The sequence below is a fragment of the Mesorhizobium sp. M7A.F.Ca.US.011.01.1.1 genome, assembly GCF_003998295.1.
Classification (GTDB): Bacteria; Pseudomonadota; Alphaproteobacteria; order Rhizobiales; family Rhizobiaceae; genus Mesorhizobium.
Map to the genome: position 1 here is coordinate 147,810 of NZ_RZRT01000004.1, position 16,743 is coordinate 164,552.

At 63.7% G+C, this 16,743-nt stretch carries 14 protein-coding genes; 12 read left to right on the forward strand and 2 right to left on the reverse strand.

Annotated features, from left to right (window positions below):
* Positions 1-13: 13 nt before the first annotated feature.
* Positions 14-1,165: an efflux RND transporter periplasmic adaptor subunit gene (locus tag EOA13_RS07580; RefSeq protein ID WP_127291004.1), complete on the forward strand. Its 1,152-nt coding sequence runs from the start codon at positions 14-16 to the stop codon at positions 1,163-1,165.
* A 22-nt stretch (positions 1,166-1,187) separates the two neighbouring features.
* Here the strand turns inward: EOA13_RS07580 and EOA13_RS07585 are convergent, their stop codons facing one another.
* Entirely contained in the window at positions 1,188-2,120 is a 933-nt protein-coding gene (locus EOA13_RS07585; protein WP_127291006.1) for a LysR substrate-binding domain-containing protein, read from the reverse strand.
* Between the two features lie 102 nt (positions 2,121-2,222).
* Between EOA13_RS07585 and EOA13_RS07590 the strand changes: the two genes are divergently transcribed.
* The 8 genes from EOA13_RS07590 to EOA13_RS07625 all read left to right on the forward strand — a co-directional run bounded on the left by EOA13_RS07590 (position 2,223) and on the right by EOA13_RS07625 (position 11,987).
* Entirely contained in the window at positions 2,223-3,011 is a 789-nt protein-coding gene (locus EOA13_RS07590) for a 2OG-Fe(II) oxygenase (RefSeq protein ID WP_127291008.1), read from the forward strand.
* 106 nt (positions 3,012-3,117) lie between these two features.
* Positions 3,118-3,810: a GntR family transcriptional regulator gene (locus tag EOA13_RS07595; protein WP_127291010.1), complete on the forward strand. Its 693-nt coding sequence runs from the start codon at positions 3,118-3,120 to the stop codon at positions 3,808-3,810.
* Between the two features lie 35 nt (positions 3,811-3,845).
* Complete coding sequence (locus tag EOA13_RS07600; protein ID WP_127291012.1) at positions 3,846-4,952, forward strand: mandelate racemase/muconate lactonizing enzyme family protein; 1,107 nt, start codon at positions 3,846-3,848, stop codon at positions 4,950-4,952.
* Position 4,953: 1 nt separating this feature from the next.
* Positions 4,954-6,138: a mandelate racemase/muconate lactonizing enzyme family protein gene (locus EOA13_RS07605; RefSeq protein WP_127291014.1), complete on the forward strand. Its 1,185-nt coding sequence runs from the start codon at positions 4,954-4,956 to the stop codon at positions 6,136-6,138.
* Positions 6,139-6,387: 249 nt separating this feature from the next.
* Entirely contained in the window at positions 6,388-8,052 is a 1,665-nt protein-coding gene (locus EOA13_RS07610; RefSeq protein ID WP_127291016.1) for an ABC transporter substrate-binding protein, read from the forward strand.
* A gap of 71 nt (positions 8,053-8,123) precedes the next feature.
* Positions 8,124-9,077, forward strand: a complete 954-nt coding sequence (locus tag EOA13_RS07615) for an ABC transporter permease (protein ID WP_127291018.1) — start codon at positions 8,124-8,126, stop codon at positions 9,075-9,077.
* Complete coding sequence (locus EOA13_RS07620) at positions 9,074-9,952, forward strand: ABC transporter permease (protein WP_127291020.1); 879 nt, start codon at positions 9,074-9,076, stop codon at positions 9,950-9,952. Before EOA13_RS07615 ends, EOA13_RS07620 begins: the two co-directional genes overlap by 4 nt.
* Positions 9,945-11,987, forward strand: coding sequence for an ABC transporter ATP-binding protein (locus EOA13_RS07625; protein WP_127291022.1), 2,043 nt, complete (start codon positions 9,945-9,947; stop codon positions 11,985-11,987). The genes EOA13_RS07620 and EOA13_RS07625 overlap by 8 nt, the downstream gene beginning before the upstream one ends.
* 26 nt (positions 11,988-12,013) lie before the next feature.
* Here the strand turns inward: EOA13_RS07625 and EOA13_RS07630 are convergent, their stop codons facing one another.
* Positions 12,014-12,916, reverse strand: coding sequence for a LysR family transcriptional regulator (locus tag EOA13_RS07630; protein ID WP_127291024.1), 903 nt, complete (start codon positions 12,914-12,916; stop codon positions 12,014-12,016).
* A gap of 113 nt (positions 12,917-13,029) precedes the next feature.
* Between EOA13_RS07630 and EOA13_RS07635 the strand changes: the two genes are divergently transcribed.
* The 3 genes from EOA13_RS07635 (at position 13,030) to EOA13_RS07645 (ending at position 16,416) form a co-directional block, all read left to right on the forward strand.
* Positions 13,030-14,685, forward strand: a complete 1,656-nt coding sequence (locus EOA13_RS07635; protein ID WP_127291026.1) for an ABC transporter substrate-binding protein — start codon at positions 13,030-13,032, stop codon at positions 14,683-14,685.
* Positions 14,682-15,572, forward strand: coding sequence for a DUF427 domain-containing protein (locus EOA13_RS07640; RefSeq protein WP_164780019.1), 891 nt, complete (start codon positions 14,682-14,684; stop codon positions 15,570-15,572). The genes EOA13_RS07635 and EOA13_RS07640 overlap by 4 nt, the downstream gene beginning before the upstream one ends.
* Before the next feature lie 79 nt (positions 15,573-15,651).
* Complete coding sequence (locus tag EOA13_RS07645) at positions 15,652-16,416, forward strand: SDR family oxidoreductase (protein ID WP_127291028.1); 765 nt, start codon at positions 15,652-15,654, stop codon at positions 16,414-16,416.
* Positions 16,417-16,743: the final 327 nt, after the last annotated feature.

Genomic DNA, 16,743 nt, shown 5'->3' on the forward strand with positions numbered 1-16,743 from the left:
TTGGAGACTGATCATGCGTAAATGGAAAATCGCGTTGGGAACGGCTGTCGCGCTGGGAGCGATCTCGGTGGCTAGCGTTCATCTGCTCGACATGGGCAATCTCAGCCTCAATGCCGGCACGGCCGCGGCGACGCCTGCTCCGGCGGCATTCGTCATGCCTGTGCCGGTGGTCAATGTCGTCAAGAAGACGATCCCGATCTACCTGGACTATGCCGCGCGGACGGAACCGATCCGCAGCATTACCTTGCAGGCCAGGATTCCGGGCTATCTGCAGGAGCAGACCGCAGCCGACGGCGTCGACGTCCGGCAAGGCGACCTTCTCTACAAGATCTCGCCTGACGACTTCCAGGCGGCTCTCGACCAGGCCAAGGCGCAAGTGCAGCGCGACACGGCGACGCTCGACTATGCCCGGTCCAATCTCGGTCGCGGCACCGAGCTCGCCAAGAGCGGCTACCTCGCCAAGGACGGCTTCGACCAGCGCACCAGCACCTTGCGCGAAGCGCAGGCGTCGCTGGCGGTCAACCAAGCGGCGGTCCGCACAGCCGAACTCAATCTGGGCTATGCCGAAATCCGGGCGCCGTTTGCCGGGCGTCTCGGCCGCAACCAGGCTTCGGTCGGAACGCTGGTCAGCGTTGCCGGCACCGTGCTGAACACGCTGGTGCAACTCGATCCGATCTACGTCACCTTCAACCCGAGCGAGACGGATCTGGCCGAGATCGAGCAAGCCCGTGCGAACGGCCCGATCGAAGTGGAGGTGCTGCTCCCCGGCCAGACCGAGGCCAGCCAAAAGGGCGAGCTTACCTTCATCGACAATTCGGTCGACCGCTCGACCGGCACGATCACGGCGCGCGCAACGATCGGTAACGGCAAGTTCACGCTGCTGCCCGGCCAATATGTTCGTGTCCGGCTGCATGTGAGAGAGCAGGCCGACGCGCTGATGGTGCCGCAGACGGCGCTGGGCTCGAGCCAGCTCGGCAAATATCTCTATGTCGTCGGCAAGGGCAACACCGTCGACCAGCGGCTGGTTTCGCTCGGACCGACGAGCGGCGATCAGGTCGCCATCCTCAGCGGCGTCGCCGAGGGCGACCAGGTGATCACGGGCAACCTCCAGAAGATCGGACCCGGAGCGCCTGTATCGCCGATACCGGAAAAGCCGGCCACCTGAACACCCCCGTCAGGATCCGGCTTCAGCGCGGCGCCCCGACCTTCCCACAGGTCGCGGGCGCCGCTCGACTGAGCAGTTCCACCAGACCGGCAACATCGGCGCGGTCGGCCTTGGCCGGCGGCATAAATGCACAGTAGGGATGCCCGAGGCGCACCGAGACGGAGGAGAGCGCAATCAGCCGACCGGCCTCCAGATCGGCGCGCGCCATGACCCGCTGGCCAAGCGCGATGCCCAGGCCGAGCCTTGCCGAGGCGATCGCAAGGCTGGACAGGCCGACGCGCCGCCCGTGCGACGGGTCGGGCGAGCGACTGCCGCCGGATGCCGCGAACCAGTCCGCCCAGGTCGGGTGCGAGGCATAGTTCGGCCCCCAATTGGTGTGGATGAACTGGCTCTCGTGCAAATCCGCCAGACTGGGATCGCCATTGCCGTGCCGGTGCCAGAATTCCGGAGCACAGACCGGCAGGACGTCGTCATGGACGAGACGAACAAGTTTCAACCCGGGATAGTGATAATCGCCATAGCTGATGCGCAGGTCGATGTTCTGGCGCATCAGGTCGACCGGATCGTCCTCGACCCGAACGTCGATCGCCATCTGCGGGAAGGCATCGAGAAGTACCGCCAGCCTCGGCGCCAGCCACAGTTCGGCCAGCGAGAACGGCACGCTGACGACCAGACGCGTCCGCACCCCGCCCTCCAGCATGCGCTGGCCTATGGCGGCGATGTCTCCTAAAGCTTTCGCTGTCTGCGGATAGATGGCGTGGCCGGCATCGGTGAGCGCGATGCGGTTGCCGCTGCGCACGAACAACTGCTTGCCGAACCAGGTTTCGAGATTGCGGATCTGCTGGCTGACCGCCGCCGACGATACGCCGAGTTCAGAGGCGGCCAAAGTGAAGCTGCCGGCACGCGCCGCAACCTCGAAAGCCTTGATCGCATTCAGCGGCGGCAACCGTTCCACATCAAGTCCGTAAGTTTTTCTTGGCCAATCCTAACTATTTTCGACGTTGAGAGAAAGATTTTTTTGCCGTCTCATAAGCTCACAACCTTCGGAGCCGTGACGATGAAAGACATCCTCGATCTCAACCGCTATCCGCTCGACCGCGAAGGCAGCGCCGAATGGCAGCGCCTTGTCGAACAATCCGTCGCCGCGCTCGAAGCCGACGGCATGTTCAATCTGGAAGGGTTTTTGCGCCCCGGCGTGGCGGAACAAGCCGTGCGCGAAATCCAGCCGGTGATGGCCGCGCGCTCGCATGTGCACAAGCGCATGCACAACATCTACTTCAAGCCTGACATTCCCGAGCTTGCACCCGACCATCCGGCGCTGCGCAAGGTGGAGACCATCAGTCACACCGTCTGTGCCGACCAGATTCCTGGCAGTGTCGTGCTCGCCATCTACGAATACGAACCGCTACTGCGCTTCCTGGCAGCGACGATGGGCAAGCCCAGATTGCATGTCATGCAGGATCCCCTGGCCCGTACCAACGTCATGGCCTATCGCGCCGGCGAGGCTTTGAACTGGCATTTCGATCGTTCCGAATTCACGACGACGCTGTTGTTGCAGGCAGCGGAGCGTGGCGGCGACCTCGAATACCGCACCGATCTGAGGTCGGACGACAATCCCAACTATGACGGCGTCGCAAGGCTGCTGGAAGGGCGCGACCCCGATTCCAAGATCCTGTGCATGAAACCGGGCACACTCAATGTCTTCCGCGGCAAGAACACCGCGCATCGCGTCACCACCGTCGAAGGCGAGCGAGAGCGCATGATCGCGGTGTTTTCCTACTATGAGAAGCCCGGCGTGATGTTTAGCGCCGAGGAGCGCGTCGGCTTCTACGGCCGCGCCGCCTGAGACCGAAGAGGCAATATGCCAGCGGCCCCAAGAATCCGAAGATGACCTCTTGTTAGATTGTCGACAATCTGCTTGTCTTGCTTTCGATTTCCCTGGGAGCGGCCGAATGGCGAAAGCGGATTTCAGTCCGATTGCGGACACGACGCGACGCGCCGAGATCGTCGCGCTGTTGCGGCGCGCGATCCTGACCGGGCAGCTCGCACCCGGCCAGAAGCTCAACGAGCTGCGGATTTCCGAACAAATGCGGGTCAGCCGCGCGCCGTTGCGCGAGGCAATGCGCGAGCTGGTGCAGGAAGGCATCCTGACCAGCATTCCCTATGCCGGCACCTTTGTCATCGAGGTCACAGCCAAGGACATCGACGATGCCTATTCGTTCAACAAGGTGATGGACGAGCTGGCCATCGAGCGGGCGTGGCCGCTGCGCGACCAGCGCTTCTTCGACGAGCTCGACCGGCGCCACGAAGCCGTGAAGCAGGCGACCCGTGCGTTGGACACGACACGCCGAATCGAAACCGCGCTGCAACTGCATGGCCTGATCTACGAATGGGCCGACAATTCGGTGCTGCTGGAAACCTGGCAGCGGCTGACCAGCCGGCTGCGGATGTATTTTGCGCTCCACCAACATGCCCGCAATGAGCCGGTTCCGGCCGAAGACGTTCATGAAACCTATGTGCGGTTGCTGAAGGGCAAGGACATGCGTGCCGCCCAGCGCCATGCCAGGGAGCACATCGATCTCGATTTCGAGGAGTTGCTTGCCTACGCGTGCGGCCTCGAACAACGCCCGTCGAGGGGCGCCTGACCCGTTCCCAACATCACAGACAGCGGACAAGACACGTGCAGATCGAAACCATCAAGGCCTACCATGTCGTGCAGCCCTTCGTGGACGGGCCATACCGCATGTCGAAGGGGCGCGAGGCCAACGCTTTCGACGCGGTGATCGTGTCGATCACCTCCGACAGCGGCCTTACCGGCTGGGGCGAGATGGCGCCGCTCGGCAATTTCTATTCGGCAGCCTTCCCGGCCGGCACCCGCGCCGGCGTGCCCGAAATCGCGCCGCACCTTATCGGCCACGATCCGCGCGGGCTGGCAAGCATCGGGCGGCTGATGGATACGGTGTTCAAGGGCCATCCCTACATCAAGTCGGCGCTCGACATGGCCTGCTGGGATCTGGCGGCACGAGCCGCCGACGTGCCGCTGGTAACGCTGCTGGGCGGCAAGGAGAGCGAGACGGCCGAACTCTACAAGGTCGTCACGCACGGCAGCGTCGACGCCATGGCAGCACTTGCCAAGCGCATCGTCAAGGACGGCTTCCACCGGCTACAGGTCAAGGTCGGCGGCAATGTCCATGACGACATCGAACGCGTCACCGCGGTCGCCGCTTCGGTGCCGAAAGGCACGGTCATCTTCTGCGACGCCAATGCCGGCTGGACGCCCTACCAGGCGCGCCAGTTCGCCGACGCCACGCGCAGCATAGACTACACGTTCGAGCAGCCCTGTACGACGATCGACGAGAACATGTCGGTTCGCCGCATGCTCGACAAGCCGATGGTGCTCGACGAATCCGTCACCTCGCTCGAGGCGATGCTGGAAATCCACCGCCAGGGCGCGGCCGACGGGCTGACCCTGAAGATCTCGCGCCTTGGCGGCGTGACGAAGACGCGCCAGATCCGCGACGTTGCCGTCGACCTCGGCTTCATGATCACGGTCGAGGACACGGGCGGCGCCGAGATCGACACCGCGGCCATGGCGCATCTGTCGTTGTCGACGCCGGAAGAGCGCCGCCTGCATGCGATTGCCTTCCATGAGTGGGTGACGGTGCGCACGGCGTCGAACATGCCACCGGTCACCGGCAGCCGCATGGGCATTCCGGACGGACCCGGCCTTGGCATCGACGTCGTTCCCGATCTGCTCGGGAAACCTTTCTTCGAAGTCGGCCGCTGAGATGAAAATCCGCAGCATCAAAGCCACGCCGATCAATCTGCGCCTCGAGGCGCCCTATGCCTGGGTGTTCGGCGAACTCGACGGGTTTTCGCCGACCATTATCGAGGTCGAGACCGAGGATGGGCTGATCGGCCTTGGCGAAGCACCGACGCCGGGAGCGGCGGCGATCATCAACGATGTCCTCGCGCCACGGCTGGTCGGCCGCGATGCGTTCGACATCGCCGGCGCCGAGCATGTCTGCCTGCCCTATTGGACCGGCGTGCAGTCGATCAACGACCGCACCCGCATCATGGCCTTCGGCGCCATCGAGATGGCGTTGTGGGACCTGCGCGGCAAGGCGTGGAACCAGCCGCTCTACCTGTTGCTTGGCGGCGCAGTGCGCAAGGACATCCCGTTCACCGACTATTTTTCGCTGCGCGGTGATGGACCAAAGGTGAAGGGCGAGACGACGCCGGAAGAAGTTGCCGATTATTGCGTCGAATTGCACGAGACGCACGGAACGACCTTCTTCGAAGGCAAGTTCTCGACCGAGGATCCGAAAATCTCGCTCAGGATGATCGAGCTGATCCGTCGCAAGCTCGGCGACGATGTGATGATCCGCATCGATTCCAACCAGGCCTATTCGCTCAGCACCGCGCGTCGCCTAGCGCGGCCGCTGGAAGAGTTGGGCGTGCGCAACTGGGAGGATCCGGTGGCGACCATCGAGGAGATGCGCGAGCTGCGGCGCCATTGCTCGATCCCGTTCTCGACCCACAACATCGACATTGCGCGTGCCATGGAAACCAAGGTGCCGGACGCTTTCGTCGGCAACCCGACAACGCATGGCGGCATCGGCCGCATGCTCCGCTTCGTCGGCGCCTGCGAGCACGCCGGCATCGATTTCTGGTGCTACAGCGGCGACAGCGGTATCGGCAGTGCCGCCTATCTGCACCTGTGCGCGGCACTCGGCTGGATCAGGGAGCCGAACCAGTCGCTGTTTCGCATGCTGCCCATGGATGTCACCGAGGAAGGGCCGTTTTCGCCGAAGAACAATGTCGTGCGCGTTCCGGAAGGTCCCGGTCTCGGCGTCACCTTGTCGCGCGAAAACCTCGCTGCCTGTCACAGAGACTTTACCGAGAAAGGACCGTGCAACAAGTATCATGACCCGGCAAAGCCCGGGACCTATCGCCGTTTGCCGCTGAACTAGATGACGACAAGCGGCCAAGACAAGCGGCCAAGAGACGAGAAGCCAGCCGCTGCGACTTCGGTCGGGAAGGTTGGACAAAGACGGTGGAAGCCGTGCAGCCAGGAAGCCGGCGCGTCCACGCCACGACTGGATGGACCGGACAAAACCGCATGCTAAGGTTCCGGTCGACAGGCCTCTCTGGCGACCGGAAAATGGAGCAATCCACGAAATTTCGTCAACCATAAGAAACAGGGGAAAGGGTAAAAACCCATGAGCAAGAACTATAGCATTCTCGACCTGATCCGGCGCAATCGCTCGCCGCTTGAAAATCACCTGATCGACGGCCTTGTCGACGGCAGGGTCAGCCGCCGCGACTTCGTCCGCCACGGCAGCCTGCTTGGCCTGTCGCTGCCGTTGCTGGGCCGTATCGGCATGGCAGCCGGCCTCGGCGGCATGCCGTCGCTGGCGCGCGCCCAGGGCGCGCCCGGCGCCACCATCCGCGTCGCCAGCAGCGTGCCGGCGGCAACCATCGACCCGGTCACCATCGCTGACGCAGGCGGCCTGCTGGTCATGCAGCAGGTTGCCGAATTTCTTTGCGTCGACGGCCCTGACCTCGTTCTTCAGCCGGCCTTGGCCGAAAGCTGGAAGCCGAACGACAATGGCACTGTTTGGACCTTCAAGCTGCGCAAGGGCGTAAAATTCCACAGCGGCGGCGAGATGAAGGCCGACGACGTCGTGGCCAGCATCGACCGCCTCGCCGACCCGGCAAACTCGTCCAACGCGCTGTCGGTGTTCACCGGCATCCTGCAGAAGGGCGCTTCCAAGAAGGTCGACGACTACACGGTGGAATTCCACCTCGATGCGCCGAACGGCAACTTCCCCTACATGCTGTCATCCGACAACTACAACGCCGTCATCATCCCGGCGAGCTACAAGGGCGACTACGAGAAGAGCTTCGACGGCACCGGGCCGTTCAAAATAGAGAAATACACGGCAAAGGTCGGTGCGTCCTTCGTCCGCAACGAGGACTATTGGGGGCCGAAGGCGCTGCCGGAACGCACCGAGTTCACCTTCTTCACCGACATGCAGCCGCAGATCCTGGCGCTGCAGGGCGGCCAGGTCGACATCATCAACCAGATGCCGGTGCTGGCCGGTGTCGCTCTGCTCAACGATCCGAACGTCGACATCATCAGCCTGAAGTCGTCGGCCCATCAGCAACTGCACATGCGCTGCGACGAGGGTCCGTTGAAAGATGCGCGCGTGCGCCGTGCCATTGCGCTCTGCCTCGATCGCGACAAGCTGGCCGCCGGCCTCATGAAGGGACGCTCTGCTCTGGGCAATGACAGCCCATTCGCCGCCGTCTATCCTTCGACCGATACGAGCGTGCCGCAACGCAAGCAGGATATCGCCCAGGCCAAGCAGCTCATGGAAGCAGCCGGCCTTGGCCAGGGCTTCAAGATAACCCTGACCACCGAACGCTACCTGGAAATCCCTGAATACGCCCAGCTCATCCAGAACTGGGTCAAGGAGATCGGTGTCCAACTCGACCTCAACATCCTCGACCAGAGCGGCTATTACGGAGACGCGGTGTTCGGCAAGTCGAACTGGCTGGATTCGGTGATGGGCATCACCGACTATGGTCACCGCGGCGTGCCGAATGTCTATCTCGCGGCACCGCTGAAGAGTGAAGGCACCTGGAACGCGGCACACTTCAAGAACAAGGACTATGACGCGCTGGCGACCAGCTACATCGCGGCCCTTGACCTCGAGGCGCAGAAGGCCGACGCCGGCAAGATCCAGAAGCTGCTGCTCGAGGAAACGCCTGTCATCTTCGGCTATTTCTACGACTATCTGACGGCGACGGCGAAGGGCGTGGCCGGCGTACAGCCGACCGCCATGTCGCAGCTGTTCCTCGATAAGGCATCGAAGGCCTGAGCGGAAAGGAAAAGCCAATCCTCTAACAGCCAGCTCCCGCATGGGGGCTGGCTCCACAAGGAGTCCTAGCCATTCTCTCCTTTCTTGTCCGGCGTGTCTCGCTGTCGCTCGTCACGCTGTTCCTGCTCAGCATCATGGTGTTCCTGGGCGGCCAGGTGCTGCCCGGCAATGTCGGGCGCGCAATATTGGGTCCGTTCGCAGACCAGCGCGCGGTCAACACGCTCAATCACACGCTCGGTGTCGATCGTCCGCTGCTGGCGCAGTATTGGAGCTGGATCTCCAATTTCGTCCAGGGCGACATGGGCACGTCCTACATCTTCCGCTCACCGGTCGCGCCTTTCGTCATCGATGCGCTCGGCAATTCGATGAAGCTGGCGGCGGTCGCCTTCGTTCTGGTGGTGCCGATCGGCATCCTCGGCGGCGTCGTTGCAGCGCTCAACCTCAACCGGCCGCTCGATCGCATCATCAGCCTTGGCGGCCTGTCGGTGACGGTGCTGCCGGAATTCGTCACCGGCATCATCCTGATCCTGATCTTCGGCGTGTGGCTGCGCTGGCTGCCGATCTCGGCCGCATGGCCGCGCGATGCCGGCTTCTTCACGCAACTCTATTACCTGATCCTGCCCTCGCTGCCGCTGTTCCTGGTGCTGTTCGGCTACATCGCCCGCATGGCACGCTCCGGCATGATCGAGGCGCTCGATTCCGACTACACGCGAACGGCCGTGCTGAAGGGCCTGCCCTGGCGCACGGTGATCTGGCGGCATGTGCTGCGCAACGCGCTGCTGCCGACCATCACTGTCATCGCGACGCAGACCGGCTACCTCATCGGCGGCCTTGTCGTCATCGAAACGCTGTTTCGCTATCAGGGAATCGGCTCGCTGATCTTCACCGCCGCGCGCGGCAAGGATTTCCCGATGCTGGAGTCGGGCATCCTCACCATCGGCATCGTCTATGCCGTGGCCACCCTTGTCGCCGACTTCCTCTATTCCGTGCTCAATCCGCGTATCCGTCTGGGGTCAGATCAATGAGCGCCGTCCAAACCAGCTCTCCGACACCAGACGACACGCGCCGGCGCGGCCCGCTGGCGGAGGTCTTTTTCTCGCTGTTGCGCTCGCGAACATTCCTTGTCGGTTTCGCCATCGTGCTGTTCTGGGTTGCCTGTGCGCTGTTCGGCGAGCATTTCGCACCTTATGATCCACTTGCGGACGACATCATCAACGCGCTGGCGCCGCCCTCTTTCGAACACTGGTTCGGCACCGACCAGATCGGCCGCGACGTCTTCTCGCGCGTCATCGTCGGTTCGCGCGACATCCTGACCGTCGCACCGCTGGCAACCTTGCTGGCGACAGTGGCCGGCACGGCGCTTGGGTTGTTGACCGGATATTTTCGCGGCCTCGTCGACGATGTCGTCAGCCGCATCCTCGAAGCTTTCATGGCGATCCCGGTGGTCATCGTTGCGCTGCTGGCGATCGTGGCGCTCGGCACCTCGAAGACGACCGTCATCGTCGTCATCGGCCTGAGCTTCGCGCCGATCATCGCGCGCACCGTGCGCTCGGCGGTGCTGGCCGAGCGCGAGCTCGACTATGTCGCCGCCGCACAGCTTCGGCATGAAAGTGCACTGCATACGATGTTCGTCGAGATCCTGCCCAACGTCATCCCGCCGGTCCTGGTCGAAACCACCGTGCGGCTCGGGTATGCCATTTTCGCCGTCGCCACGCTCTCCTTCATGGGCTTTGGCATCCAGCCGCCCTCCCCCGACTGGGGGCTGTCGATCTCCAACAATTACGGCATGATCGGCGGCGGCTTCTGGTGGACGGTGCTGTTCGATGCGCTCGCCATCGCCTCGCTGGTGATCGGCGTCAATCTGGCGGCCGACGGCGTTCACGGAGCGCTCAATGACTAACTCCGCCAAGGCCGAAAACGCACTCGAACTCACCGATCTGTCGGTCGCCTACCGCGTCGCCGGCCGCAACCGCGCGGTGCTGCGCAACCTCAGCCTCACCATCGGCCAGGGCGAGGCCTATGGGCTGGTCGGCGAATCCGGCTGCGGCAAATCCACGGTGGCGCTCACCGTCGTGCGCTATCTGCCGCGCAACGGCTCGATCACCGGGGGCGCCATCTCCCTCGATGGCCAGAATGTGATGAAGCTGGACGCCGAGGCGCTCAGGCGGGCGCGCGCGGAAAGCGTCTCCATGGTCTATCAGGACCCGGGCAAGGCGCTGAATCCGTCGATCCGCGTCGGCCGTCAGCTGACCGAGATTTTTGAACTCGGCGGCATTTCGGGACAAGCGGCCACCGACCGGGCGATTGCGATGCTGAACCGCGTGCGCATCTCCGACCCCGTCAGCGTCATGCAGCGCTACCCGCACCAGCTTTCCGGCGGCATGCAGCAACGCGTGGCGATTGCCATGGCGCTGGCCAACGATCCCTCGATGCTGATCCTTGACGAGCCGACCACCGGCCTCGATGCGACGGTGGAGGCCGAAGTGCTCGACCTGATCGCGCAGCTGCGGCAGGAACTGTCGGCCTCGATCCTGTTCATCAGCCACAATCTCGCCGTCGTCTCCAACATGTGCGACCGGGTCGGCGTGCTCTATGCCGGCATGCTGGTCGAGGAAGGGCCGACGGAGGTTGTATTCAACGATCCGCGCCATCCCTACACGGTCGCCCTGCTGCGCTGCCTGCCGCGCGGCGGCCAACGCAAGGATCAGGGCCGGCTCGATACCATTCCGGGTTTTTTGCCGGGCATCGGGGCTGACATCAAGGGCTGCGCCTTCGCCGACCGCTGCGCGCTCGCCGACGACCGTTGCCGCACCGAATTGCCGCCGCTCTATGATCTGAGTGACGAACGCGGGAGGCGCTTGTCACGCTGCCACTATCACGACAAGGCGCAGGCGCTGCCACGCACGACACCCAGCGATGTAGCGGTAGCACCAAAGGCGACAGCCGCACCGGTGCTGCGGGTCGCGGGGCTGAACAAGACCTATGCCAGCCATGGCCACGCGCTGCGCGCCGTCAAGGATGTGTCGCTCGACCTGCGGCCCGGCGAGACGCTCGGGCTGGTCGGCGAATCCGGCAGCGGCAAGACGACCTTCGCCAGGCTGCTGCTCGGCCTGGTGCCGCCCGACGACGGCGGCACCATCGAGCTCGAGGGCAAGGCGCTGGCGCCCAGGCTGGAGAACCGCAGCGACGACCAGATCAAGGCGATGCAGATCGTCTTCCAGAATCCGGACTCCGCACTCAACCGCTCGCATTCGATCCGCCACCTGATCGGCCGCGCGCTGAAGCGATTGGCCGGCCTCTCCGGCAAGGCGCTGGAGGCTCGTCTCAACGACCTCGTCCGCTCGGTGCGGCTCACCGACCGCCATCTCGCCGTCAAGCCGCGCCAGCTCTCCGGCGGCCTGAAGCAGCGCGTCGCCATCGCGCGCGCCTTCGCCGGCGATCCGCGCATCGTGGTGTGCGACGAGCCGACCTCGGCGCTCGACGTCTCGGTGCAGGCGGCGATCCTCAACTTGCTCGCCGACCTGCAGTCGAAGGAAGACGTCAGCTACATCTTCATCTCGCACGATCTGGCCGTGGTGCGTTACCTCTCCGACAAGATCGCCGTGCTCTATCTCGGCCGCATCATGGAGCTCGGACCGTCCGAAGACGTCTTTTCCGGGCCGCATCATCCCTACACCGAAGCGCTGCTGTCGGCGGTGCCCAAACTCGACCACACCGAGACGGCGCGTATTCGTCTCGACGGTGAAATCCCCAGCGCCACCAACCCCCCGTCGGGCTGCGTGTTCCACACGCGCTGCCCGCGCAAGATCGGCCCGATCTGCGAGCAGCAGGAGCCGCCGCTCAGCGAGGCCCAGCCCGGCCATTCCATCCGCTGCCACATTCCCTACGCTGAACTGGCGAGGCTGCAGAAAGCGGTCGTGGCCGAGCCGGCATAGCGCTCTCGCTCGCGTGGCCGGGCCTGTCAAATCTGACCGGCCATGCTGACAGCACGGTCACCTTCTGAAAAGCCCTGCCCTTCGGCCCAGTCCCTGGCCAGCGTGCGCAGACCTGTGAGCGCGACATCCAGAACATCCGAAGACACGGGATTCGAGGGATAGGCGAGGTAGATCGGCCGCTGGAACACCGGGGCGTTGTCGATGCGCCGCATTTCGCCGCGCTCGATATGGCCGCTGACGGCGCTGAGCGGCAGATAGGCGGCGGCTTGCTGCGACAGGACATGCTGGAGGCCGATGAAGACCAGCCCGGCCGATATGGCCGGCTTGACCATGCCGGCAAAGGCGCGGTCGTGCTCGATGCGGAATTCCAGTCCCCAGTCCATCAGGATGTAGTTTTCGGTCCACGGCTTCGTCTGCGCAGCATGCTGGACAAGCACGACCTGATCGACAGCCAGCGTTTCGTAGACGATGCCGGGATGCGGCCGCGGCAGATAGAGGATGCAGATATCGAGCAGGCCTTCCGCCAGCTGGTCGATCGCCGAGTCCGGAAAGCTGCCTTCGAGCCGCAGCGCCACGTTCGGCCGCCTGGCGCGCATCCACTCGACCCATGGCGAGGTGATGCGGTCCCAGAGATAGGCAGGCGCGGTCAGCCGCAGCAAGGTCTCGTAGCCATCGGGAACGGCAATGTCCTGTCTCGATTGCTCCCAGGTGCGGGTGATCGACGAGGCATGCGGCAGGAACTGCCGGCCGGCCGGCGTCAGCGTGACGCCATCGCGGTCGCGCACGAAAAGCCGGCGGCCCAACTGCTCCTCCAGCCCCCTGATCCGCGCACTGACGGTGGACTGGGCGAGGTTGAGCCGGCCGGCCGCGACGGTGAAGCTGCCATGCGTGGCGACTTCGAGAAAGCTGCGCAGATTTTCAGTGTCCATGCCCACCTCTTGCATCGAAAATTTCGATGGCCCCTATCAAAAAATATCGCTTTCCGGCGGCAGTCAACAATGAACTAGATGGCCGAGCCCCAAGACCAGCGAGGAATCCAGCCATGCCCAAGCATTTCCGGATGATCGACAACGCTCGCAGAACGCTCACCGCAATCGAAAATTCCGCTGTCGACGAATTGCTGGCCGGCAGGATGGGCCGCCGCGATTTCCTGCGCCATGGCAGCGCGCTTGGCCTCTCCCTGCCGTTCCTGGGCAGCCTTGTCGCGGCAGCTGGCTTCGGCACCCAGCAGACGCGCGCCGAGGGCAAGCCGGGCGGCACGGTGCGCGCCGGCGTGGCGACGCCGGGCGGCGCCATCGATCCCGTCACATACTATGACAGCGGCAGCTACCAGCTGGTTTTCCAGACCGCCGAATTTCTCTGCGTCACGCAGCCGGACCTCACCTTGAAGCCGGTGCTGGCGGAAAGCTGGGCGCCGAACGAGGATGGCAGCGTATGGACCTTCAAGCTGCGCAAGGGCGTGAAATTCCACAATGGCGAGGACTTCAGGGCGGACGATGTCGTCGCAACCTTCGACCGACTGGCCGATCCCAACGGCGCCTCGAACGCGCTGTCGGTGTTTAAGGGGCTGCTGTCGAAGGGTGGCACGCAGAAGGTCGACGATCACACCGTCGCCTTCCATCTCGATGCACCAAATGGCAGCTTTCCTTATTCGGTGTCGATCGACAATTACAACGCTGTCATCCTGCCGGCGAGCTACAAAGGCGATTACGAAAAGACTTTCGAAGGCACCGGGCCGTTCCGGCTGGAGACCTACACGCCGAAGGTTGGCGCGACCTTTATCCGCAACCCCGACTATTGGGGCGAGAAGGCATTGCCCGACCGGCTCGAGTTCAAATTCTACGGCGACGTGCAGCCGCGCATCCTGGCGCTGCAGGCCGGCGAGGTCGACATCCTCGATGCCGTCCCGCTCGATGTCAGCCAGGTGGTGCTGAACAGCCCCGATATCACCGTGCTGCGCGTCGCTTCGACCGCGCACCGCCAGCTTCACATGCGCTGCGACACCGGCCCGTTCACCGACAAGCGCGTGCGCCAGGCGCTGGCGCTGTGCATCGACCGCTCCAAGCTGGTCGACGGCTTGTGCCGCGGCATGGCGGCGACCGGGAATGACAGCCCGTTTGCGCCGGCCTTCCCAGCGACCGACAAGACGGTGCCGCAGCGCGTCCAGGACATCGCCAAGGCCAAACAGTTGCTCGAAGCGGCGGGCCTCGCCAGCGGCTTCGACATCACGCTGACCACGCTGCGCTATTCCGACATTCCCGGCTATGCGCAGCTGTTCCAGAACTTCGCCAAGGAGATCGGCGCGCGCATCTCGCTCAACATCGAGGACCAGGACAAATATTACGGCAAGGCGGTGTTCGGCCAGTCGGACTGGCTGGACAGCCCGCTCGGCATCACAGACTACGCGCATCGCAGCGTGCCCAACGTCTTCTTGAAAAGCCCACTGGTCAGCGACGGCCCGTGGAATGCGGCGCATTTCAAGAGCCCGGCCTATGACGGTATGGTCGCCAGCTATCTCAAGGCGCTCGACGTCGGCGCGCAACGCAGTGCCGCCTCCGACATTCAGAAACTGTTGCTCGACGAGACGCCGGTGATTTTCAGCTATTTCCCCGATCTGCTGGTGCCGGTGCGCAAGAATGTCAGCGGCTTGCCGCCGATCGCCGCCGGGCTGCTGCTTGATCGCGTATCATTGAGCTGATCGTGCGACAACGCCCGATCACGAAAGAAAAGAAACGGGAGACTACCATTCGCAAGCCCCATCTGCGCGGCCGCGGGCCGCATTTTCCGCTGCTCGACAACATCGTGCAGTACGAATTCGAGCCGGGCTATGTCGCCTTCACCATGCCCACGCAGAAGCGACTGCGTGTGCAGGTGGGGTCGATGACCGTGGCCGATACGACCAATGCCTTGGTGTTCTACGAATCCGATCACCTGCCGGTCTACTATTTCCCGATCGGCGACGTTCGCGAGGAATTCCTGCTGCCGAGCAAGACGACGACGGAGGACCCATTCAAGGGCACAGCCACCCACTACTCGCTCAACACCGGCATCACGCTGGTCGAGGACGCGGCCTGGCGCTATCTCGATCCGGTGAAGGGCTGTCCGCCGATATCGGACTACATGTCGTTCACCTGGAGCAAGATGGGCCACTGGTTCGAGGAGGACGAGGAGATCTTCGTCCACGCGCGCGATCCGTTCCGCCGGGTCGACTGCCTGCCGTCGTCGCGGCGCGTGCAGGTCATCCTCGACGGCGAACAGGTCGCCGATTCACGCCGCGGCGTGTTCCTGTTCGAGACCGGCCATCCGGTGCGCCACTATCTGCCGATCGCCGACACGCGGCTCGATATGTTCGCGCCCAGCCGCTACATCTCGCGCTGTCCTTACAAGGGGATCTCCAGCTATTATCACGTGACGACGAAGGCCAAACGTCACGAGAACCTCGTCTGGTATTATCCGGAACCGGTGCACGAGGCAGAGCGCATCAAGGGGCTGGTCTGCTTCCACCACGAACTGGTCGACAAGATCCTGGTCGACGGCGTCGAAATCCCGAAGGAAGCCACGGCCGCGTCGAGCGGTTATTTCTGAGCATCGACGCCGCCTGCGCGCGGGCGCTTGATCGAAACACGGCTCAGCCATACCCTCTCCGAGGCAGGGAGGGCACTCGATGGATCTTTTCAAGCTGGATGGCGATGTCGCGCTGGTCACCGGCGCCGGTAGCGGCATCGGCCAGGCAATCGCGATCGGGCTCGCCGAGGCAGGTGCCGACGTCGCCTGTTTCGGCCATACATCGAAGGGTGGGCTGGACGAGACCGCGCACCGAATCGCGGCACTCGGCCGCAAAGCGCTGGTGCTGACCGGTACAGTGACATCGCAGAGCGATCTCGCGGCTGCGATCGATCGCGTTGAGAGCGAACTCGGTGCGCTCACCGTCGCCGTCAACAATGCCGGCATCGCCGGCTCCGAACCCGCCGAGACGATGCCGCTGGAGACATGGCAGAAGGTTCACGACGTCAATGTCGCCGGCGTGTTCCTGTCCTGTCAGGCCGAAGCGCGCAAGATGTTGGTGCGAGGCAAGGGCTCGATCATCAACATCGCCTCGATGTCGGGCACCATCGTCAACCGCGGCCTGACGCAGGCGCACTACAACTCTTCGAAGGCCGCCGTCATCCACATGTCGAAGAGCTTCGCCATGGAGTGGGCCGATCGCGGCCTGCGCGTCAATGTCGTCAGTCCGGGCTACACGCTGACGCCGATGAACAAGCGGCCGGAGGTGGCGGAAGAAGTGAAGATCTTCAAGCGCGACACGCCGATGGGGCGCATGGCGGCGCCGGAGGAAATGGTCGGGCCGACGGTGTTCCTCGCCAGCCGCGCAGCGAGCTTCGTCACCGGCCTCGACCTGATTGTCGATGGCGGCTACGTCTGCTGGTAAGAGCTCAGCTTCGCCTGCAGTCTGAATTTGTACGTCTCGCGAAGCGTTAGTCGTTGCGCGACATGAACCTTGGTATATATAATTTCATCCTATGAAACGGCCTTGGCGAGATGGGGCTTACCAGGCGGGTAGCCGAGATCATAGGACCTTGATGGCTCGCACCTTGCAGGGCGCCGCAGGACTGGCAATCGATCCGCAGATGACCGCTCCCGCAGCGATCCGTCGGCAGCCATGACGCCGACACTCCAATCCTGTCCCATCATCACCAGAATTGAGCACCATCTTGCCTGCGCTGGCCAAAGCCGGGGCAACAATTTGGCGCCGACG

Coding starts and splice junctions, on each gene's coding strand:
- EOA13_RS07590 (WP_127291008.1), top strand. CDS start 2,223: ATGAAAGACATCCTCGATCTCAACCGCTATCCGCTCGACCGCGAAGGC.
- EOA13_RS07635 (WP_127291026.1), top strand. CDS start 13,030: ATGCCCAAGCATTTCCGGATGATCGACAACGCTCGCAGAACGCTCACC.
- EOA13_RS07630 (WP_127291024.1), bottom strand. CDS start 12,916: ATGGACACTGAAAATCTGCGCAGCTTTCTCGAAGTCGCCACGCATGGC.
- EOA13_RS07645 (WP_127291028.1), top strand. CDS start 15,652: ATGGATCTTTTCAAGCTGGATGGCGATGTCGCGCTGGTCACCGGCGCC.
- EOA13_RS07580 (WP_127291004.1), top strand. CDS start 14: ATGCGTAAATGGAAAATCGCGTTGGGAACGGCTGTCGCGCTGGGAGCG.
- EOA13_RS07610 (WP_127291016.1), top strand. CDS start 6,388: ATGAGCAAGAACTATAGCATTCTCGACCTGATCCGGCGCAATCGCTCG.
- EOA13_RS07625 (WP_127291022.1), top strand. CDS start 9,945: ATGACTAACTCCGCCAAGGCCGAAAACGCACTCGAACTCACCGATCTG.
- EOA13_RS07595 (WP_127291010.1), top strand. CDS start 3,118: ATGGCGAAAGCGGATTTCAGTCCGATTGCGGACACGACGCGACGCGCC.
- EOA13_RS07605 (WP_127291014.1), top strand. CDS start 4,954: ATGAAAATCCGCAGCATCAAAGCCACGCCGATCAATCTGCGCCTCGAG.
- EOA13_RS07620 (WP_127291020.1), top strand. CDS start 9,074: ATGAGCGCCGTCCAAACCAGCTCTCCGACACCAGACGACACGCGCCGG.